Below are 19223 nucleotides of genomic sequence, written 5' to 3'. Positions count from 1 at the left end.
GTGCGCCCGCGCCCACCCATCGAGGCAATGGTGACCGCTGCGCACTTCTCCACGGAAAGGCCGTCGCGACCTAGCTGAGTCGACGCCGTTGCGGCTCAGGGTCTTTCCGTGCCCGGGCCGGTCTGGGTAAGTCCGGCGAGCAGCAGGTCGATCATGAGGCGGGCTTGGTAGTCGGGGAAGGTTTCGACTCCGATGCACAGGTTGCCGATGCCGAGCATGAAGTCGTAGGCCCGTACGTCGGCGCGCGTGCAGCCGGCGGAAGCGGATGCTTTCAACAGCTGGTCGAGCACAGGCAGCAGGCGCTCGACAAACTCGTTGTGGAGGCTTTCGAATCCCGCTTGGTCCGAGTGCATCGCCTCGGCGAGGCCGTGCTTGGTAACCAGGAAGTCGGCGAACCGATGAACCCACTGCCTCAGAACCTCGTACGGCGCATCGGCGGTCGGAGCCGAGTGACCGGCAGCGGCGAGCGCGTCGACCTGGTGCCGGAAGACCGCGACCACCAGGTCCGCCCGGGTGGGGAAGTGACGGTAGATCGTGCCCATGCCGAGGCCCGATTCGGCGGCGATCTCCCGCACGGGAGCGTCGATCCCCATACGGACGAACACGGCTGCGGCCGCGTCTAGGAGCTTCTGCTCGTTTCGGCGGACGTCGGCTCGCTTGCGGCCTCCCGATGCTGGCGGAGTGTCGGCCGTGGACATCGTGATCATCTCCCGTTGCAAAGCGGAGCGGTGTTCCGTATTGTGATTCGGAGCGGCGCTCCGTATTTCGATGATGTCAGACGCCGCGCAGCACGGCCCATCGGGCTTGCTCGAGAAAGGCATTCACCTCATGAGTGACACCATGTCCGCCGACGGTGGCAACGACTTCACCACGCCGGTCATCTCTGTCAGCCCGGTCACGCTGGCCGCCCCGGACCGGGGCCAGGACCTGCACGTACGGGTCACCGCGCCGACGAGCGGGCACAACTTGCCTGTCGTCGTCTTCTCGCACGGCATGACCCTGGGCATGGACGACTACGCACCGCTGGTCGATTTCTGGGCCGCCCGCGGATTCGTCGTCATCCAGCCCACCCATCTCGACTCGCTGGGACTGTCTCCTGACGACCCCCGTACCCCGCTCATCTGGCGCATCCGCACCGACGATCTGACCCGGATCCTGGACCGGCTCGACGTTGTCGCAGCCGTACCCGGGCTGGTCGGTCGCATCGACCGCGACCGCATCGCGGTCGCCGGACATTCCTGGGGCGCGCAGACCGCCAGCACCCTCGCGGGCGCACGGGTCGTCGACGCCGACGGCGTTCCCAGTGAGAGCATGGGCGACTCGCGGGTGAAGGCGGCGGTACTGCTGTGCGTGCCCGGTACCGGCGGCGCCGACTTGAGCCCGCTCGCCGCCCAGTACTTCCCGTTCATGAACCCTGATTTCGCCGAGCTGAAGACGTCGAGCCTCGTGGTCGCCGGTGACCACGACCAGTCCCCGCTGACGGTGCGCGGTCCGGACTGGTTCACCGACGGCTACCGCCTCAGCCCGGGCGCCACCGATCTGCTGACCCTGTTCGGCGCGGAACACGGACTCGGTGGCATCCAGGGCTCCAACGACACGCGGACCACCGACGAAAGCCCCGAGCGCGTCGCGATCGTCCAGCAGGCGACCCTTGCGTACCTGCGGACCGCGCTGGACCTCGACAGCGATGCCTGGCCCACCGCCCGCCGGTCGCTGGCCGAGGCCGGCGAACCGTTGGGAAGGATCGACTCGAAGTGACCGCTCGCCTCGGAGGGGCCCACAGGCCGAACTTCGGTCTCATGACCCCTCCGGCGCAGGTCGCCTACGACGACGTCCTGCGAGTCTGGGACGAGGCGGACGGCATCCCGCAGATCGAGCACGCCTGGCTGTTCGACCACCTCATGCCGATCGGCGGCGACCCGCACGGCCCCGCCTTGGAGGGCTGGACACTGCTGTCCGCTCTCGCGGCCCGGACCGAGCGGCTGCGTGTCGGGGTGATGGTCACCAGCAACAGGTTCCGCCCACCGGCCATACTGGCCAAGATCGCCGCCACCGCCGACGTCATCTCCGGCGGCCGGCTGGAGTTCGGCATCGGCGCCGGCTCCCGGCCCGACGTGCCCATGGCACGATGTGAATATGCGGCTCACGGCCTTCCCTTCCACGATGCCGGCCACGCGGTCGGAAGCCTCGCCGAAGCGTGCACGATCATCCGGAGACTGTGGACCGACACCGCCCCCTTCGATTTCCACGGCCACTACAACCAGTTGACGGGCGCGTTCGGCAATCCCCAACCCCTCCAGCGCCCCCACCCGCCGATCCTGATCGGCGGCCAGGCCACCCCGACTCTGCGCGTGGTCGCCGAGCACGCGGACCGCTGGAACATGCCCGGCGGCAGCATCGGCAAGGCCATCGAGCGCAGCGCCACGCTGGACCGGCTGTGCGCCGAGATCGGCCGAGACCCTGCTGAGATCACCCGATCCATCGTCCTGCCCGTCTCCTACGACCGGCCCGACGACACCCGCCGCACCATCCGCGCGGCGCTCGACGGCGGGTTCAGCCACATCGTCCTCACTCTTCCCGCGCCCTACCCGACCGGGGTCGCACGGTGGGTCGCCGACACCATCATCAAGCCGGTCTCCGACGAGATCACCGTCCCCTGAACCGAGGAATCGCCGATGCCAAGGGCACACCCACCGCTCGACCCGGAACTCGCCGCAGTGCTGACGGTCGTCCACACACAGCTGTCACCGAGCGTCACCGCCGGGGACATCGAAAACTTGCGCCGCCACCCCGCCTTCGCGGTGGCGGACGAGGACCTGACGCGCAACGGGACCGTCCACCTGCAGAACCTGTCCGTGCCCGGTCCGTCGGGCGCTCCAAAGATCTCGCTGCTCGTCCTCATGCCGGTGGGATTAACGGCAGGAGCACCCGTCTTCTACTACATGCACGGCGGCGGCATGATCATCGGCAACCACCGTACCGGAGTGGGCGGCGTACTCAACTGGGCTGTCGACAACGGGGCCGTGGTGGTGTCGGTGGACTACCGCCTGGCACCGGAACACCCCGACCCCGCCCCGATCGAGGACTGCTACGCGGGACTCCTGTGGACTCACGAGCACGCTGCCGAGATCGGTGGTGACCCGGAGCGCATCGTCGTCGCCGGGGTGAGTGCCGGCGGCGGGCTCGCCGCCGGCGTGGCACTTCTCGCACGCGACCGCGGCGGCCCCCGGCTGCTGGGGCAGGTGCTCATGTGCCCGATGCTCGACGACCGCTTCATCACCCCCAGCAGCCGGGAACTCGAGGGTGAGGGCATCTGGGACGCCACCAGCAACACGACCGGATGGAACGCACTGCTCGGTGAACGCAGGGGCGGCGACCACGTGAGCATCTACGCCGCGCCCGCCCGGGCGACCGACCTGACCGGCCTGCCCACCACCTTCATCGATGTCGGCTCCGTCGAGACCTTCCGCGATGAGGACATCGACTACGCCGCCCGGCTGCTCCAGGCCGGCGTCCAGTGCGAACTGCATGTCTGGCCGGGCGGTTTCCACGGATTCGACGGCATGACGCCACAAGCCGCGCTGTCGCGGACCGCGTCGGCGACCCGGAATGCCTGGGTCCGGCGGCTCCTGATCGCGCGCTGAAACCTGGCAGCAGGGCGGACGCGCTTCGCACGAGGCGTGAGCCGGCAGGCCGAGCCCGCGACCGGACTTCGCGCGATGAGCCCCGGACCGCCCGCCCCAAGCAGGTGTCCCCGGCGGCCGAGCTGATGCCCTCGACGGGCACGACGCCGGCCGAGCCGACTCTTGCCACAACAACCACGAACGAATCTGCGAGGAAAAATGGACACGGACGAAGCTTCCTGGCCGCAAGGAGAAGGGCCGCTGACCAACTGGGGCCGCTGGGGTGTTGACGACGACCGGGGCACCCTGAATTTCATCACGGCCGCAGCGCGCGCCCGCGGTGTGGCCGAAGCCATGACGGGCCGTTTCGTCTCCTTGGCTCACCCGATCACACCGGTACCCATGGCCGCGCCGGTCGCTTTCGCCGAGCACAGCATGCCTTCCGCAGTACTGCAAGCGATGACGTTCACCGGTTCACCCACCCCGGCGTTGACCGATGTTCTGCTGATCAACGTCCACCACGCGCGTTCGACGCACATCGACGCCCTGGCGCACATACCGGTCGACGACACCGTCTACCCCGGTGTCTCACTCGCCGAAGCGATCGCCGGGGCGACGGTCAGCCGGAGTTCGTCGTCGGCGTTCGCCGACGGGATCGTGACCCGGGGTGTGTTTCTCAACCTGGCGCCGGGCGAACGGCTCGCCGAGAACCAGGTCGTGACCGCGGACGACCTGGCAGCGGCCGAGGAGCGACAGGGAGTGCGGGTCGAGTCCGGTGATGCACTGGTCGTGCGCGGGGGATGGGTCGCCGCCGACGATCCTTTCGGCCCCCTGCCGACCACCTCGCTGAGCGCCGTCGAGTGGATGGCGAAGCGTGAAGTGTGCCTGTACGCCGGCGACATCGGCGACAAGCTCCCTGGACCGGGAGCCGGAGCGCCTGTGCTGCACAGCGTTGCCCTCGCCCAGCTGGGGATGCCGTTGATCGACTGCGTCAACGTGGCCGAGTTGGCGCGGGTGTGTGCCGAGATCGAGCGATACAGCTTCCTGTTCGCGCTGGGAACGATTCCCGTGCGTGGTGCCACCGGACTCCCGGTCAATCCACTGGCGGTTTTCTAGTGAGCCGAGGCGCTGGGCGAGGACCTTGGGAGTGATCGCGACGACTGCTTGCTGCGGTGCGCTGTAGCGAGCACTCCCCTCGGACAGCGCGCCGAGGATTGAGGAGGTGGCTGAGGATGGCGGCGGCCAGGAGCTTGCCGGCGGACACCTGTCCCCATTCTCCGAAGCCCTTGTCCGAGGTGAGGACGATGGAGCCCTTCTCGCCTGCCTGTCTGCCGCCTGCTTGCCTGGCGTGAACTCGGGTGGTTCAGACGGGGCAGCTCACACGGGTGAGCCGCTCGGAGACATCCCAGAGACGGGCCGCGAGGTCCAGGTCCTGCGCGGTGGCCGAGCGTGGGATGAGTTCGGGGGCGCCACGCATATGGGCGAGGTGCCTGGGGCCGGCGAAGCTGTTGCCGGGGATGTCGGCGACAGCTGCGTACAGCACGGGAAGGGCGCCCTGGGCGGGGCCTTGCGCCAGTAGTTTGAGAGTTATTGCCCACGGGATGGGCGGACGGCGCCCGTCACGCTGGTAGATGTCGGTCGCCACCAGGCCGGGATGTGCCGCCTGCGCCAGCGCGCTGGACCCGGCAGCGGTCAGCCGACGCTGGAGTTCCGCGGTGAACAGCAGGTTCGCCAGCTTGGAGTCGTTGTAGGCCCGGGAGCCGCGGAAGGGGCGCCGCTGCCAGTTGAGGTCATCGAAGTCGAGCTGGGCCATGCGCTCGGCCTGTGAGGCCACCGTCACGACCCGGCCGGCGAGGTGCTCGAACAGCAGGTTGGTCAGGGCGAAGTGGCCGAGGTGGTTGACGCCGAACGATGACTCGAACCCGTCGACGGTTCGGCCGAGCGAGGGTGCCGAGATCCCGGCGTTGTTGACCAGCAGGTCGATCGGGCCGTTCCAGCCCGCAGCGAATGCCCGCACCGATTCGAGGTCGGCGAGGTCGAGCTCGCGGACCTCGGTCGTCCGGGGCATGCCGGCAGCTGCCTTCCTGCCCTTTTCGGGGTTGCGTACGGCGAGGACCACCCGGGCCCCGGCGCCCGACAACGCCTGGGCGGTAGATCGCCCGACCCCGGCGTTCGCACCGGTGACGATCACCGTGGTACCGGTCAGATCAGGAATGTCACGCACGGTCCATGTAGTCATGGACAAGAATCTAGGCAGCGACAAGAAACCTGTCAATGGCAACATTGCGGCTAGGCTGCGTCCCATGACGACGCGTCCCTACCACCACGGCCACCTGCGGACCACGCTGCTTGCCGAAGCCGAATGCATCCTGCGGGAGGACGGCGCCGAGAAGCTGTCGTTGCGTGAGCTCGCGCGGAGGGCCGGAGTGAGCCATGCCGCACCCCGTCACCACTTCCCCGACCGCCAATCGCTGCTGGACGCCCTCGCGGAGACAGGATTCCTCCGCCTCGGCGACGAGGTATGCGGGGCCATCGGCGATGCCGCACCGGACTTCGAGGCGCAACTGCGGGCGACGGCAACCGCGTACGTACGGTTCGCCGTGCGCGAGAGCGCCCTGCTCGACCTCATGTTCGCCAGAAAGAGCGGGGGGAAGCAGACCGGCCTCACTGAAAGCTTCATACGGCTGTCCACCACTGTGGGCGACCTGATTCGCAAGGGACAGCAGGCCGGCCGGCTCCCACCGGCCGACCCCGAGCGGCTGCGCCTACTCCTCGTTGCCACTCTTCAAGGCATCGCCGCGCTCATCATCTCCGGCAGAGCGCCCGCCAACCAGACGGACGCCCTCATCGCCGACGCGATCACTCTCTTCACGGGGGACCACTGCCAGCAATAGATCTCCCGGGGCGGCCCAAGGAATTCCGCCGGCTCGTAGCGCCGTCCCCGCAAGACTGGACTGAAGTGGATACTGGAACCTCGGCAGCGCGACCACAGCCCCAAGTAATTGCTCAGCGCTACACGCCACTTGGCCGTAGCTGTACGAGAACAGGGCCGGCACGGACTCACCGCGCAGCACGCCGGCCCCGGCCGCGCTCACGATCCGCGCGGAGGCATCGGAGCGGGCCAGCTCCAGCACTTCGTGACTTGCGGCCACCAATTCGGGCACAAGCAGGGAGCCGATCCCGCCGCTGGCTCCGGTGACGAACACCTTCGACCAGACCACCGGGGCACAGATCGCGGCCCGGGCCGGTATGTACGAGCGGTCCTTCTTCCGGCTGTTTCCGGACAAGCGCGAGGCCTTTTTCCACTCCATGGAGACGATGCAGCGCGAGGCCGTCGCCGTCATCGCGGGCACCCTCGAGGGGACATCTCCCGTCGACGCCGTCGTCGCCGCCTTCGAACAGCGCTGCGAGGCCATCCAACGCAATCGGCACACCGCGATCGTCCGGCAGAATCTCCTCGCGGCCAATCCCGAACTGCGCGAGCGCGACCTGACCAAGCACGCCGAACTCGCCGCCTCGATGGCCGAGGCCCTGCGCGAACGCGGCGCCGGCGAGCAGGCGGCGACCCTGGCCGCCGAGACGGCGATGTGCGTGTTCCGCGGCGCACTCGCGCGCTGGTACGGCGATCCGGAGCACCAGGATCTGCCGACGCTCTTCCGCGACGGCCTCACCGAGCTGTCGTCCATGCTCGCCAACCGCACAAGCAGCCAGGCCCCGCCGACCCGCTCACAGCAGTAGCACGCCGCACCCCCGAGCCCGATGACCCGAGGCCAGCACAGAGTGTGCGCGTGCACATCAGATTCCAACGATGAAAGAGACGCCTACGGCGGCGCTCAGGCCCATCAGCCCATTGTTTCGGGAGCCGAATGCACCACCTGATCGACGCATTTGATTACTTTTCAGCATAAATACGTCAATACGTCGAGCCTTTTCAACCTTCGGCCTGGCTGTTGCGGTGCAGAACCGGGCAGCGCGGGCGAGGCCCACGGCAGACGGCCGAGTCGACCGGCCCCACGATGGCCTCAGTGACTGCGGCGTTGGGTCGCGGCCATCATGGCGAGCAGGGCCAGGGACCGCTCGTCCGGTGAGCCGGGCCGGGCGTGGAGGACGGTGAGCACCTGGCCGTCCTCCAACGGCATCGCGTGTGGAAGCGGAGGCGGATCACACCCAGCTCCGGGTGCCGAAAGCTCTTCGCGCCCGCCGTGGTGGTGCGGACGCGTGGCGGGCCCACAGCCCCCGGAAATCCTGGCTGTACAGAGAGAGTTCGCCGATGAGCTCGGTCACCTCGGGGCCGTCCCGCCCGCTTCCGATCCGCGCCCGGAAGTTGGCGACGGATCCGCCGCCGCGTTCCACTCCACACGTGACGCGTGAGGTCAGTGGGGCGGGTGGATTGGTTCCGTAGGTGAGGTCTGCGGTGCTGCCCAACTGGCGAGGAGTTTGAGGCGGTCCTCCGAGGGGGTGCCTGGCTCGGCCGTGTAGATGATCAGGTCGTGGACGGCCCGTTGAGGCAGGGGCAGGTCCAGGGAGTGGAAGGTCATCTCCAGACGGCCGACTTCGGGATGGTCCAGTCGCTTGGTGCCTTCGTGACGGATTCGGACGTCGTGACTGGCCCACATGGTGCCGAAGTCACGGCTGAGGGTGGACAGTTCGCCGATAAGTTCACGCAGGGCCCGGTCGTGAGGTTCACGTCCGGCTTCGGCGCGGAGCACTGCGACCGTGGCCCTTGCGCCCTCCTCCCAGTCGACGAAGAAGTCGGGAGAGCCGGGGTCGAGGAAGAAGTAACGGGGGAAGTTGGCGCAGCCCCGGTTGCTGGTGGTGTCGCTGTCGAACATCGGTGAGTACAGGGCCCTGCACAGCGCGTTGCTCGCGACGATGTCCAAACGGCCGTTGCGTACGAAGGCGGGGGCCATGGTCATGGAGTCCACCATCCATTGGACGGAAGATGGGATGTTGACGTCCTTGCGGCGGTGCGACCTGCGGCGGGCGGGGCGAGCCACTCTGGCCAGTTCGAGCAGGTAGGTGCGCTCGTCCTCATTGAGGAGCAATGCCTGTGCGACTGCTTTCAGCACGTCCTCGGAGACGCCGCTGATGTGGCCCTTCTCCAGCCGTGTGTACCACTCGGTGCTCACGCCAGCGAGGGCTGCGACCTCCTCGCGCCGTAGGCCAGGAACCCGTCGGCGTCGGCTGGTGGGCAGTCCGACCCGCTCCGGGGCGAGCTTGGCGCGTCGGCTGATGAGGAAATCGCGGATGTCCGAGCGGTTGTCGGCGGGAGTACCGGTGTCTTCTTCGGACGGAGGTGCCATTCGTCCACGGTACCCACGGTCCCGCCGATAGGGAGGTTGTGTTTATACCCCCCATAAACGCGACCTTGCCTGCCCTCGACGGCGCCGGTTTCGTGGGGTCGGCGAACTTGAACGGCACTCCCTCATCGCGGGCCGCCGTCCGCCGTCACCCATCCACACCTCAGGAGCATGACCATGACCAGCAAGACCGTACTGATCACCGGCGCGACCAGCGGTATCGGTGCCCACACCGCGCGGTTGCTCCTCGACCGCGGCCACCGCGTGGCGGTCACCGGCCGCGACGAGAGCAAACTGAAGACTTTCCTCGACGAGGCCGGCCACCCCGACCGGCTGCTGGGTCTGGTCGCGGACGCGGCGGACTGGCAGGCCACCGAGTCGGTCGTGACCCGCACCGTGGAGCACTTCGGTGCCCTTGACGCGGCGGTGGCCAACGCCGGATTCATGTCCGGTGACTCCATCGGGGCCGGTAACCCGACGTCGTGGACGCCGATGGTCCTCACCAACGTCCTCGGCCCCGCCCTGCTGGCCCATGCCGCCCTGCCCCACCTTGAGGCAACTGGCGGACGGCTGGTGCTCATCGGCAGCGTCGCCGGGCTGAAGAACTCTCCCGCCAATCTCTACTCGGCCACCAAGTGGGCTACCACCGGACTCGCCGAGAACCTGCGCCTGCACGCCACGACCCGCGGCATCGGTGTCACTCTTGTCAACCCCGGCATGATCGACACCCCGTTCTGGCAAGGCGCCAGCGTTCCCGCCTTCGCCCTGCCTCCCCAGCCCATTGCCGAGGCCATCTGCTTCGCCCTCGGCCAACCGGCAGGCGTCGACCTCAACACCCTGACCGTCCGGCCCATCGGCCAGCCCGTCTGACCACACTCGGCTGTCACACTACGCCGCCCACTTTCTCGGAGCCCTCCTTGCGCACGATGTCCTCCCAGTGCGGCACGGGCGCCATGTTCTAACTGGCTGTTCGCTATCCGCTCGCGTGGTCGGCGGGTTCGAACAGCATGCTGATTCGGGTGAGTTGGTCGGTCGGCAGGCATGGAAGAAGGGCCTCTTGGTAGCTCGCGGCTGTTGAGTCCAGCGAGAAGCAAGAGGCCCTGTTGTCGAAGTGTCGCGTGGTCAGCGTTGCCGGGTCCAGTCCGTCCGCTCCTGGGTGTGACTGTCTCGCCCACAGGTTCGGGAACGCGGCCGACCGGCCGGATCGCCGGCCCCGATACGGCTCGGATATGAGCGATGGCGAGTGGTTCCTGGTGCGGGATCTGCTGCCGGTTCCGGGCTGGCTTTCGGGCCGTGGCGGCCGTCCGGAGGGCTACTGCCACCGGCAGATGATCGACGCAGTGCGCTACCTCGTCGACAACGGCATCAAGTGGCGGTCGATGCCCGCGGACTTCCCGCCCTGGCCTCGGGTGTATGCCTTCTTCGCCCGCTGGCGGGATACGGGGCTGGTGAGCGAACTGCATGACCGCCTGCACCAGGCGGTCCGCTGGGCAGAGGGCCGTGCGCCGGAGCCGAGTGCGGCGGTCATCGATTCCCAGTCGGTGAAGGCGGATGCCACGGTGGCTTACGACTCACGGGGATTCGATGCCGGGAAGAAGATCAACGGGCGCAAGCGGCACCTGCTCACCGACACCCTCGGACTCGTGCTGGACGTGCTGGTCACGCCGGCGTCCACCACCGACCGGGATGCTGCCCGCATCCTGCTGCCCACGGCGAGGAGCCGTTTGCGACGGCTTTCGAAGATCTGGGCGGACGGCGGTTACCGCGGCCACCTCCAGGACTGGGCTGCCCAGCACCTCGGACTCGTCCTCGACGTCGTCCTCCGCCACGAAGACGTCCAAGGTTTTCAGATCCTGCCCCGCCGCTGGGTCGTGGAAAGATCCTTCGCCCGGCTCCTGCGCAGCCGACGCCTGGTCCGGGACTACGAACGACGCACCGACACCGGCGAAGCCGTCATCCGGTGGTCGATGATCGCACTCATGAACCGTCGCCTGGCCGCCCGACAGCGCCAGCATCCTGGGTCTGCTCCGATCCCGGCAGAGTGAACCGTCCCGGCTTGACCTCCACCAGCCAGCCACGTTCCACCAGCCTCTTCAGACGTGCTCTCGCACCCTCGACGCGGGAAGCGGACGCGCTGTCCCAGCCGAGCACCACCGCCGCCCGCCGGGCACCGAGCCCATCGGCTCCCACGTCCGCCGCGGCGGCCATTACCGCCTGGTAGTCCACCGACAGGTCTTCGACCCCGGCCGCGTTCTCGCGATGCGGCACTGCCCGTCGCGGTCCAACCGGCCTCCTGCGCGACACCAAGGTCACCTCCGCAGACGTATCCTCCTCAGCCAGTGAGGGTTTTCAGCGTTGCCGCTCCAGGGTGAGGACGGCCTTGGCGATTGACGTCATGCGGTTCGGGCTGCATCGGGCGCGGCGGAAGATTCGCCAGGATTTCAGGCGGGCGATTCCTCGTTCGACGGGTGCGCGAGCGGCGGACAAAGCCCGGTTGGCCGTCTGCTCGGTCGTGGTGAGTTCGCCTTGGGGCGGCCGGCGTTTGGGGGTGGTGACCCACTCGCCTGCTCCGATGTAGGCCATGTCAGCAAGGACGGGGACACCCTGGCGTTCACAGATCCTGATGATCTTGTGGGCGCGGGCGGCGGTCAGGTCGTGCGTGCGGCCGGGCAGAGCGGGCGAGAGCCACAGCGTGCGACCGGCCGGGTCCGTGATGACCTGCACGTTCACACCGTGCCGCTTGTGCTTCGTCGAATAGTCGGCGCGCCCGTCGCCGACCCGGTCACACTCGGCGAGCGTGCCGTCTACGAGAACGTAGTCGGGGTCTGTCTCGCGCAGGACCTTCAGCAGGCCCGGCGCCTTGTCGGCCAGGTGCCCGACGACGGCGGTCACGTACGCGTGGGCGGTGCCGACGGAGATACGGAAACCCGCGGCCAGTTGAGCCAGGGGGTCGTGCCGACGCAGGTAAGCCAGAGCGACCACCGCACGCTCGGACGGGCGGAGCTTGCAGCGGCGGTCACCCTCACGGGTGACGATCAGCATCGTCACCCACTCCACGAGTGCGTGCGGCAGGTCGAGTGCGGCAGGATACGGGACCAACAGGGCTCCTGAGCCGGAGAGTTGAGACCTAGACACCTCTCTCAACGGCACGGGAGCCCTGTCCGTTGCCTACGGTCCCGCCATCACCCGTCCGGGGACAACTCTGAAAACCCTCAGTGCCTCCAGATACTGCTCGAGACCGATCGCCCGGCGCCTGAGGACCTCTTCCGCGTCCGCCAAGTCTGCCCGCACCCGCTTTAGTTCGGTTTCGAGCTCCTCCACCCTCACCACGGCGGCCTTCCGCCGGGTCTCCAGAACGGCCCGCATCGACGGCATCCGCCACCCCCACAACATCTCGGTCAGCAACGAGCCGAGACTTCCGCAACACCTGCGATCCCATTCCTGACCAGCGGAATCCGCACACGGGGTTCGGAAAGCGAACGGCCTCTAAGGCAACCACGGCGGGCGCCCCAAGGTCATCGACGACGACATGCTCATGCGGGAACTCTGCGTCGACGACGTGGTGGTCTTAACCGGCTCCGAGGCCATGGCCGGGCAGCGCGGGCGGTTCGACTTCATTTTTGACACTGAGCCGTCCGAGTTTCGTAGGATCCGGCGATCCTCCAAGCCGTCGGCCAGCCGGTACGTGCCGGTCGCGTCCGGCTCCTTCTCCACCGGGAGCATGCCGTACAGGCCGCCCGGTGCCTGGACCCGCAGGATGCCGCGCGGGCCCTGGAACTGCAGTTCCAGATCGAAGCTGCAGTATCGGAACCGTCGGGTCTCGACCCGGTTGTCCATCTCGATGCCGTCGCGGCGTCCTTCGAACTCGGTTGCGCCGATGACGCTCCGTCACTGATGTTGCGACACTCGGCGAGTCAGAATGCTCAAGCGGCAGCCGTGTGCCGGGACGCTCTGACCAGCCTCCCGGCACACGGCTGCATGTGGAGAACAGGTCTAGGTGGTCTGGCTCAGGCGGTGGCTGGTGATGCCTTCGTAGGGTGGCGCCGTGGGGAGTGACCGCGCAGTGCCTGGGGCCAACCCGTCGATGAAGATGCGTGCGTGCCGGGTGACGAGCGCTGTGGCGTCCTCGGCGGACAGGTAAGGCATGGGCCGGCAGATCAGGGCCGAGGTGATGGTGAGGTCCACCGCTGTGACGTCGGTGCGGATTGTGTCCTTCGCACGGGCGGTGGCGATCAGCTCGTCGAGCGTTGCGGCGATCTGCCCCTGAAGGGTGTTGGCTTCGGGGTCGTCCGTGACGGGGCCGCCCGCCAGAGGCAGGACAATCAGGTCACGCTGGTCGACTACCCGCAGCAGGTAGTCTTCGATGGCGCCCAGCGGATCCTGCTCGGCCGACTGCAAGGCCGTCTGCGCAGCTTGAAGGACCAGTGCGAAGCCGTCGACGACCACTTGACGGATCAGGGCGTCCCGGTCGGGAAAGCGCCGGTAGAGCGTGGCGATGTTCACTCCGGCGCGGCGTGCGATCTCATCGAGGGGGGCCGCCGTCCCCAGCTCGCGGAAGGCGGTGCGCGCGGCGGCCAGGACCTGGACCCGGTTGCGGGCGGCATCCGCTCGTAGCTTGACTGTTCCGTTGCTTCCCCGAGCGGTGCTGGAGGCCACTGTGCGTTCCTTTCCCCTGTCTGCGCCGCACGGCGATGACGCGCGGCGGCCGGTGCCTGCCGTCGACGTCTCAACAGGTGCGCTCATGCGCCCGCGGTCTGGACGGACAGCATGCGCATGCGAGCGCCTACGGTCCCGCCTTCAGTCTAACCGAAGGGTTTCCAGCGGTAGCGTTTCCGTCCTCCGCCGTTGGCGCCTGCGGCGACAGCTCCATGCGGGGCAGCGGCAGTGCTTCCGGCCTCCGTTTCTCGATCGGGCCGGTCATGCCAGGCCCTGGGGCAATTGCCACCTCGTGACCCGTGGACCGGGCTGGCTCGGCTGCTGGCGGTGCGAGCGGCACGAGGTGGCAATTGCTGGCCCGGGTGGTGGTCGGGAGGTGTACACCTGCAGCCTGCCAGGGCCGATGCGGCCGGGGCCTGGCAATCGCCCGCGTGAGGGGCGTCCCGTGCAGGTGTCCGCGTCGGTCGAAGGGAATTGACGATTGTTCATATTCTCGCTCGGACCGAGAGGCGATGACCCGAACCGGAGGTGCGCAGAGCGGCCGGTGAGGTGGCGAAGGCGGCTTAGCTGTGACATGAAAGTGAAGGAATTTTTGCGATTCCCTGGAGTGTCCCTTACTGTCTGCCGTAATCTCTACATTGCCGGCGCAATGACGGGCTAAGAAGGACACACGGTGACGAGAAGAACGTCAGGGGAGGGCGCCGCGGCTCCACATCTGCGCGCCGATGCTGCACGGAACCGCGCCCAGGTCCTGGCCGCCGCACGCCAGGCCTTCCGCGAACTCGGGACCGCGGCTCCCCTGGATGAGATCGCTCGCCGCGCCGGCGTGAACATAGCCACCTTGTACCGACGCTTTCCCGATCGCCAGGCGTTGATCCGGCAGCTCGTCATCGACGGTTACACGCTTGTCCTGGAGGCCGCCCAGACTTCGGCCGACGCTTCGACCACGGACTCCGTCGAGAACTTCCTGATGGCCATGGTCCATCAACGGAACATGCTGGTACTGCCCTTCATCGGTGGTCCTGTTGTCGATGACGAAGAGGTGTCGGCCCTTCAGCGGGAGATCAACGCCACGTTGGAGAAGCTGCTGGACGCGGCGCGCGGCGACGGGACGATCCGCTGCGACGTCACGGGCCTGGACCTGATCACTTCCGCAGCCCTGGCCTGTCGGCCCCTGCCTCACATCCCCGATGCGGGGGCAGCGGCGCTGGCCACCCGTCATGTCCGCGTCTTCCTCGACGGTCTTCAGTCATCCGTAACCCGTGAGTTGCCTCCCCCTCCCGCGCGTGAGGAGATTGCCGTTCATCTGCGTCAGGAGGCGGCCTGACCGCGCAGGCACCACGACACGCACTCCACACTCGCCCTTTTGCAAGTCATACGTACAGGCCACGTCCAGCTCATCGACGAGCTCGTGAACTACTCGCGGGCCGTCGCCTTCGTCTTCCGGTAGCCGGGGGCCGGTGTTGACACCGTTACCAGCGGGAGCCGACCGAACAGACTATCTCTCCCGGAGACAGGAACTGCGCCCGTGTGATGCTCGTCCGGGCAGGTCTGAACCCGGCTGGGGTCGAGAGCGTGAGGCCTCCGGGCGTGCTGCTCGCGCACGCAGCCTGCGCCAGGAGTCCCCGCTCCCCTCTTTGAGGGAGGGCGTCCCCTCCCTCAAAGAGGGGAGCGGTCAAGCCGCGTGCTGACGGCTGTGGTGATGGCGGCCGTCGTCGATGAGGCGGCCGTGGTCCATCACGAGGACGGTGTCGGTGTCCTCGGCCAGGTGGAGGTCATGGGTGATCACGATGACGGCTCGTTCGGCGGCGAGCCGACGGATCGTTTTGAAGAAGCTGCGAGCCGATGCGACGTCCAAGCCAGCGGTGGGCTCGTCGAGGACAACGACAGGGGTCTCCCGGGCGAGGGCACGGGCCAGTGCCAGACGCCGGCTCTGCCCGCCGGAGAGTTGTCGCCCGCCCGGGCCGACCACGGTGCGATAGCCGTCAGGCAGGATGTCCTCCACCACCGCATCCAGACCTGCAGCCCGAGCCGCACTGCGGATCTGTTTCCCGCTGGCTTTCGGGTTGCCGTAGGCGATGTTCTCCGCAACGGTGCCGTGGAACACCGCGGTTTGCTGGGGGAGCAGAGTGATGAGGTCCCGCACCTGCGTGACCGACAGCTCCATGATGTCCCGTCCGTTGAGCAGGATGTGCCCGCAGGCGGGGTCATAAAAGCGCAGTAGCAGCTTGGTCAGGGTGGTCTTGCCCGCGCCGCTCGGGCCGGTGACCAGCGTGAGACCACCCGAGGTCACAGTGAAGGAGACATCGTCGACACCAGCCTGCCGGGCATGGTGGGGATAACTGAAGCCGACCCGGTCGAACTGCACCACTGTGCGCTTGCCGGGCGATGCGCCGCCCGGCTCGATGCCCGTGCCGCTTGCCGCGGCAGGCCCGCGGTCGCCGATCGAGGCCGGGGCGTCGAGGACGTACAGAACACGTTCACAGGCGGCGGCCGCCGACGACGCGGTGACGGCCAGACCGCCCAGACTCTGGATCTGCGGGTACAGGTAGCCGACGAAGGCTGCGAAGCCCATGAGTCCGCCCACCGACATGCGGCCGCTGCTGATCTCCCAGGCGCCCGCGCCGATCACGGTCAGGACGCAGACGGTCTCCAGCATGGCGGCCAAGGGCGCGTAGACCCCGGCCAGCCGCGCCTGTGCGACTGCGGTGCCCATCCAGCGGGCGCCTTCCCGGTGCACCCTTGTGCTCTGCGCATCCTGCTGGTTGTACGCCTGCACCAGCTCGACGTTTGCCAGACTCTCCTCCAGCACGGTCGTCAGCGCGCCATGGGCGGCCCTCTCCTTGCCGGAAACAGCCCGGATCCGGGTCGAGAACCGGCGCGACGCCCACCAGAACAGCGGTCCCGCGGCAAACGTCACCAACGCCAGGGAGGGGCTCAGCCACACTGCTGCGCCGGCGAAGAATAGCGCCGAGAACAGAGCGGACACCACCTGGACCGGCCCCGAGGCGACCAGGGCCTCGACCGCCTCAATGTCTCCCGTGAAACGGGCCATCAAGTCACCCAGCCTGCCTTGGCCGAAGAAGTCGGGCGGCAGACGGAGTACATGCGCGAGCATTCGGTCCCGCAATTGCAGAAGGAACTTCTCGCCTGTCCAGACGGTGATGAGTCCCGCGCCGAATGACGTGGCCGCACTCACTGCGGCTACAGCGACCCATAGCGACGCGGTCCGCGTAAAGTCGTGAAAGCTTCCCGACACCAGGACATGGTCGGTCATGTGCGCAAACAGACCTATGACAACAGTCTCACCGGCAGCCGAAACCAGGGCCAGGGCGATGGCGGCAAGGAGTCGGAGCCGTTCCTTTTGCAGGTACGGCCAGAACCTTTTGAAAACCGCTACCCCGGACAGGTTCCAGTATTCCGGTTCCCGACCCGCTGGAATCCTCCCCCTGCTTTCCGTCGATGTCACCGAACTTCACTCTCCAGTCAGTGAATCCGCGGCGGGCGGTGGTGCGCCGTCCTGACGGCGCACCACAAACCCGCTGCTGTGGGCTTACGCCCAGGTCACCGGCAGTAGCTGCCGTAGCCGCGACGGCCGTAGCCGTAGTCTCCACGGCCGTAGCCGCGACGGCCGTAGCTGTAGTCTCCGCGGCCGTAGCCACGGCCGTATCCGTGACCGCCGTGGTTGCCGCCGAAGGAGCCGCGACGGCTGCCAAACAGACCGAAGATCATTTTTCTGGTCCTTTCTCGAATGGATGCTGCCCCTGTGAGAAGCGAGAGCGGATCGTTCCGAGCGGAAAGCTCAACAGCGCATCGAGCGGCCGGAATCGCGCACTGATGGCGCGACTTCGGGAGCGGGGATTTGCCGGTTGCTGATTTTCGTCCGAGTCGAACCCGTAAGCAGCTCCCCGTGGGTGACCTTCAGTCAGGCCATCCGCTTCAAGGGCGATGCCAGATTAACTGCAAATTTCCTGAGGTGTTTCCCCGGGATGGCCTTCCGGCCGGCTGCCGAGCCACGTTCCACTCTTCGGGCACCCGTGATGAGCTGCGACAACAAGGCCTGCGCCGAGGAGAATGCGACGCCGATCACACCATTGGCCGCATGAGCGATTCTTCTACTGTGCGCACTGTGCTGGTTACGAATCGTGCCTGATGTTCGCCGGCTTCCTGTCCATCCGTGCCGTGCGGCCCTGCCGTAGGGGACGGCTGTCGGGCCGTCAAACTTCGGTTCTTCAGGTGGGGATCCGGTGCGTGCCGCCAAGTGTCCGGCCCGGGGGCCTTCTCTGGAGCGCAAGGAAAGTGGGCCGGGGCTCGCTGTGGCGTTGTGCGATGCGCCTCTGATGCTGGTCGAGTGGCTGTCCAGCGCAGTCCTGGGGTGCTTCCGGGATGAGAAAACCACCTCTGAGCTGTGCTTTCACATAGTGAAGGATTCTCTGCGTTTATGGTAGTGTGGGTGTCGCAAGGATGGCGGGGCGCGAATTCCAGCAGCCCCCTGACGGCGAAGAGTTTGCGTATCCGCATCGTCTCGGTCTCACTGGCGCGAAGCGGTCGCCCGGCAGTCTGCGGGTCCACCGTGGGATTGGCGTGAAGTCCATGGGAAAGCTCAGTGACAAGGTTGCTCAGGCGACTGGTGCGGACCGGCGAACCGGCAAGGCTGTCACCGTGCGGCTGGTCGAGAACAGCGCTGCGGCGGCGGCCAACTACCGCAGGAGCGCTTCTGACTCCGAGGAATTCGTCGGCGAGCTGAAGGAGCGTGGTGCCCGGGCCGTCGTTCTCCAGGCCGACTTCGCCGACCCGGTGTGGACCGGACGCCTGGTCGACCAGACCGTAGAGACGTTTGGGAAACCCGACGTTCTGGTGAGCCACGCGGGCACCGAGCGCTTCAGGTCGCTGAAGGAAAACACGCCGGACGGCTCTGACGGGTGTTCTCCGCCAACGCATGTGGGCAGTTGTTCACAGCGCAGCAGGCGGCGCGCCGCCCCGGGTGCCGGCGGGCGGATCGCATTGACCTCGTCGGCCAGTGCCGCTTGGATGGTGTTCCAGCACACGTTCTGAGCGGTGGGCAAGGGTGCGATCACTGGCATGGTGTTCAACCCGGCCGCCGAATCGGGCAGTCGGGGATTGCCATCAACGCCGTCGCCCCGGCGACACAGCCACTGACATGACCGCCACCCGCGCTCCAAGCCGTGAGTACCCGCTGCTGAAGGTTTCGTTGTAAGAGCGGGAGAAGACGCACGGCGTGCCGGGCCGATCGGGCCCGCCCGGAGGAGATCGCCGTGGCGGCCGCCTTCGCGGTCGTCGGCAATGCCTCACGTATCACCAACCGCACCATCGAGCCGAGGGCGGCTGCCTTTGATCCCCGCTCCTGGTGTGTCGGACATCCCCTTCCGGCGGTGTCCCGTCCATCCTTCACCGGTCGGCAGTGGCCCGTGAAACAGGAACCCAAGGTGGTACTGCGTAGCGGTACGGACCGGAATCTCCTGCCCTCGGGCAGGAGAGGGCGCCAACTCAGAGCTCTGCCCTTCAGAGCTGGGTCAGGCTGATGAGAGTGAGGGGCCACTAAGTTTCCGGACAGGCATCCAATAGGGTTGTCCTGAACAAGGAAACGAGGAAGAAGTGGCGCCACCCAGTAAGTACTCACCGG

Annotated in this window: 20 protein-coding genes and 3 pseudogenes; 10 read left to right on the top strand and 13 right to left on the bottom strand. The window is 67.4% G+C overall.

What is annotated here, in order from left to right:
• Positions 1-95: 95 nt before the first annotated feature.
• Positions 96-698, bottom strand: coding sequence for a TetR/AcrR family transcriptional regulator (locus AB0D74_RS49275; RefSeq protein WP_362602844.1), 603 nt, complete (start codon positions 696-698; stop codon positions 96-98).
• Between the two features lie 130 nt (positions 699-828).
• Between AB0D74_RS49275 and AB0D74_RS49270 the strand changes: the two genes are divergently transcribed.
• From AB0D74_RS49270 to AB0D74_RS49255, 4 genes are all read left to right on the top strand, one after another.
• Complete coding sequence (locus tag AB0D74_RS49270) at positions 829-1758, top strand: chlorophyllase (RefSeq protein WP_362602841.1); 930 nt, start codon at positions 829-831, stop codon at positions 1756-1758.
• A 41-nt stretch (positions 1759-1799) separates the two neighbouring features.
• On the top strand, positions 1800-2660 hold the full coding sequence (locus tag AB0D74_RS49265) for an LLM class flavin-dependent oxidoreductase (RefSeq protein ID WP_362602838.1): 861 nt from the start codon (positions 1800-1802) through the stop codon (positions 2658-2660).
• Between the two features lie 15 nt (positions 2661-2675).
• Positions 2676-3644 (top strand): alpha/beta hydrolase, encoded by a 969-nt coding sequence (locus tag AB0D74_RS49260; protein WP_362602835.1) that lies wholly within the window; start codon positions 2676-2678, stop codon positions 3642-3644.
• Between the two features lie 198 nt (positions 3645-3842).
• Positions 3843-4739, top strand: coding sequence for a cyclase family protein (locus AB0D74_RS49255; RefSeq protein ID WP_362602832.1), 897 nt, complete (start codon positions 3843-3845; stop codon positions 4737-4739).
• A 97-nt stretch (positions 4740-4836) separates the two neighbouring features.
• Here AB0D74_RS49255 and AB0D74_RS49250 read toward each other — a convergent pair.
• Both AB0D74_RS49250 and AB0D74_RS49245 read right to left on the bottom strand, forming a co-directional pair.
• Positions 4837-4941 (bottom strand): annotated as a pseudogene (locus AB0D74_RS49250) (ATP-binding protein); the annotation flags it as partial.
• 45 nt (positions 4942-4986) lie between these two features.
• Positions 4987-5862, bottom strand: a complete 876-nt coding sequence (locus tag AB0D74_RS49245; RefSeq protein WP_362602829.1) for an oxidoreductase — start codon at positions 5860-5862, stop codon at positions 4987-4989.
• A 64-nt stretch (positions 5863-5926) separates the two neighbouring features.
• Between AB0D74_RS49245 and AB0D74_RS49240 the strand changes: the two genes are divergently transcribed.
• On the top strand, positions 5927-6517 hold the full coding sequence (locus AB0D74_RS49240) for a TetR/AcrR family transcriptional regulator (protein ID WP_362602826.1): 591 nt from the start codon (positions 5927-5929) through the stop codon (positions 6515-6517).
• 165 nt (positions 6518-6682) lie between these two features.
• Here AB0D74_RS49240 and AB0D74_RS49235 read toward each other — a convergent pair.
• Positions 6683-6844 (bottom strand): annotated as a pseudogene (locus AB0D74_RS49235) (NAD-dependent epimerase/dehydratase family protein); the annotation flags it as partial.
• On the opposite strand from AB0D74_RS49235, the gene AB0D74_RS49230 reads away from it, so the two are divergent.
• On the top strand, positions 6819-7361 hold the full coding sequence (locus AB0D74_RS49230) for a TetR family transcriptional regulator (RefSeq protein WP_362602823.1): 543 nt from the start codon (positions 6819-6821) through the stop codon (positions 7359-7361). The pseudogene AB0D74_RS49235 and the gene AB0D74_RS49230 overlap by 26 nt on opposite strands.
• Before the next feature lie 423 nt (positions 7362-7784).
• On the opposite strand, the gene AB0D74_RS49225 is transcribed toward AB0D74_RS49230, so the two are convergent.
• Together AB0D74_RS49225 and AB0D74_RS49220 are read right to left on the bottom strand one after the other, a co-directional pair.
• The gene (locus tag AB0D74_RS49225) at positions 7785-7976 is read right to left on the bottom strand and encodes a hypothetical protein (protein ID WP_362602820.1); all 192 of its coding nucleotides are present in this window, start codon (positions 7974-7976) and stop codon (positions 7785-7787) included.
• A 20-nt stretch (positions 7977-7996) separates the two neighbouring features.
• A complete protein-coding gene (locus tag AB0D74_RS49220) occupies positions 7997-8926 on the bottom strand; it encodes a helix-turn-helix transcriptional regulator (RefSeq protein ID WP_362602817.1) in 930 nt (309 codons plus the stop codon).
• A 174-nt stretch (positions 8927-9100) separates the two neighbouring features.
• Between AB0D74_RS49220 and AB0D74_RS49215 the strand changes: the two genes are divergently transcribed.
• Entirely contained in the window at positions 9101-9793 is a 693-nt protein-coding gene (locus AB0D74_RS49215) for an SDR family NAD(P)-dependent oxidoreductase (protein WP_362602814.1), read from the top strand.
• Positions 9794-10152: 359 nt separating this feature from the next.
• Positions 10153-10968: an IS5 family transposase gene (locus tag AB0D74_RS49210; protein WP_362602811.1), complete on the top strand. Its 816-nt coding sequence runs from the start codon at positions 10153-10155 to the stop codon at positions 10966-10968.
• On the opposite strand, the pseudogene AB0D74_RS49205 reads toward AB0D74_RS49210, so the two are convergent.
• From AB0D74_RS49205 to AB0D74_RS49185, 5 genes and pseudogenes are all read right to left on the bottom strand, one after another.
• Positions 10901-11230, bottom strand: a pseudogene (locus AB0D74_RS49205) (hypothetical protein); the annotation flags it as partial. The gene AB0D74_RS49210 and the pseudogene AB0D74_RS49205 sit on opposite strands and share 68 nt — an antisense overlap.
• Positions 11231-11272: 42 nt before the next feature.
• The gene (locus AB0D74_RS49200) at positions 11273-12022 is read right to left on the bottom strand and encodes a transposase family protein (RefSeq protein WP_362602875.1); all 750 of its coding nucleotides are present in this window, start codon (positions 12020-12022) and stop codon (positions 11273-11275) included.
• Positions 12023-12091: 69 nt separating this feature from the next.
• Entirely contained in the window at positions 12092-12328 is a 237-nt protein-coding gene (locus AB0D74_RS49195) for a hypothetical protein (protein ID WP_362602881.1), read from the bottom strand.
• 81 nt (positions 12329-12409) lie between these two features.
• Positions 12410-12760 carry a hypothetical protein gene (locus AB0D74_RS49190; RefSeq protein ID WP_362602808.1) on the bottom strand — a complete coding sequence of 117 codons (351 nt, stop codon included), beginning with the start codon at positions 12758-12760 and terminating at the stop codon, positions 12410-12412.
• Between the two features lie 156 nt (positions 12761-12916).
• Positions 12917-13579, bottom strand: coding sequence for a TetR/AcrR family transcriptional regulator (locus tag AB0D74_RS49185; protein WP_362602805.1), 663 nt, complete (start codon positions 13577-13579; stop codon positions 12917-12919).
• A 673-nt stretch (positions 13580-14252) separates the two neighbouring features.
• Between AB0D74_RS49185 and AB0D74_RS49180 the strand changes: the two genes are divergently transcribed.
• Positions 14253-14906: a helix-turn-helix domain-containing protein gene (locus tag AB0D74_RS49180; RefSeq protein ID WP_362602802.1), complete on the top strand. Its 654-nt coding sequence runs from the start codon at positions 14253-14255 to the stop codon at positions 14904-14906.
• 348 nt (positions 14907-15254) lie between these two features.
• Here the strand turns inward: AB0D74_RS49180 and AB0D74_RS49175 are convergent, their stop codons facing one another.
• Together AB0D74_RS49175 and AB0D74_RS49170 are read right to left on the bottom strand one after the other, a co-directional pair.
• Positions 15255-17048, bottom strand: coding sequence for an ABC transporter ATP-binding protein (locus AB0D74_RS49175; RefSeq protein WP_362602799.1), 1794 nt, complete (start codon positions 17046-17048; stop codon positions 15255-15257).
• A gap of 95 nt (positions 17049-17143) precedes the next feature.
• Positions 17144-17311: a hypothetical protein gene (locus AB0D74_RS49170; protein WP_362602796.1), complete on the bottom strand. Its 168-nt coding sequence runs from the start codon at positions 17309-17311 to the stop codon at positions 17144-17146.
• Between the two features lie 861 nt (positions 17312-18172).
• On the opposite strand from AB0D74_RS49170, the gene AB0D74_RS49165 reads away from it, so the two are divergent.
• Positions 18173-18634, top strand: a complete 462-nt coding sequence (locus AB0D74_RS49165) for an SDR family NAD(P)-dependent oxidoreductase (protein WP_362602793.1) — start codon at positions 18173-18175, stop codon at positions 18632-18634.
• Positions 18635-19223: the final 589 nt, after the last annotated feature.

Source organism: Streptomyces sp. NPDC048278, assembly GCF_040652195.1.
Taxonomy (GTDB): domain Bacteria; phylum Actinomycetota; class Actinomycetes; order Streptomycetales; family Streptomycetaceae; genus Streptomyces.
The sequence above is the reverse complement of the archived record's forward strand: the minus strand, read 5'-3'. Positions and strand labels throughout refer to the sequence as shown.

What these genes read in the sequence shown, in the direction of transcription:
- AB0D74_RS49270 (WP_362602841.1), top strand. Translation starts at nt 829, where the DNA reads ATGAGTGACACCATGTCCGCCGACGGTGGCAACGACTTCACCACGCCG.
- AB0D74_RS49255 (WP_362602832.1), top strand. Translation starts at nt 3,843, where the DNA reads ATGGACACGGACGAAGCTTCCTGGCCGCAAGGAGAAGGGCCGCTGACC.
- AB0D74_RS49240 (WP_362602826.1), top strand. Translation starts at nt 5,927, where the DNA reads ATGACGACGCGTCCCTACCACCACGGCCACCTGCGGACCACGCTGCTT.
- AB0D74_RS49190 (WP_362602808.1), bottom strand. Translation starts at nt 12,760, where the DNA reads ATGGACAACCGGGTCGAGACCCGACGGTTCCGATACTGCAGCTTCGAT.
- AB0D74_RS49170 (WP_362602796.1), bottom strand. Translation starts at nt 17,311, where the DNA reads ATGATCTTCGGTCTGTTTGGCAGCCGTCGCGGCTCCTTCGGCGGCAAC.
- AB0D74_RS49220 (WP_362602817.1), bottom strand. Translation starts at nt 8,926, where the DNA reads ATGGCACCTCCGTCCGAAGAAGACACCGGTACTCCCGCCGACAACCGC.
- AB0D74_RS49215 (WP_362602814.1), top strand. Translation starts at nt 9,101, where the DNA reads ATGACCAGCAAGACCGTACTGATCACCGGCGCGACCAGCGGTATCGGT.
- AB0D74_RS49245 (WP_362602829.1), bottom strand. Translation starts at nt 5,862, where the DNA reads ATGACTACATGGACCGTGCGTGACATTCCTGATCTGACCGGTACCACG.
- AB0D74_RS49210 (WP_362602811.1), top strand. Translation starts at nt 10,153, where the DNA reads ATGAGCGATGGCGAGTGGTTCCTGGTGCGGGATCTGCTGCCGGTTCCG.
- AB0D74_RS49165 (WP_362602793.1), top strand. Translation starts at nt 18,173, where the DNA reads ATGGGAAAGCTCAGTGACAAGGTTGCTCAGGCGACTGGTGCGGACCGG.
- AB0D74_RS49275 (WP_362602844.1), bottom strand. Translation starts at nt 698, where the DNA reads ATGTCCACGGCCGACACTCCGCCAGCATCGGGAGGCCGCAAGCGAGCC.
- AB0D74_RS49265 (WP_362602838.1), top strand. Translation starts at nt 1,800, where the DNA reads ATGACCCCTCCGGCGCAGGTCGCCTACGACGACGTCCTGCGAGTCTGG.
- AB0D74_RS49260 (WP_362602835.1), top strand. Translation starts at nt 2,676, where the DNA reads ATGCCAAGGGCACACCCACCGCTCGACCCGGAACTCGCCGCAGTGCTG.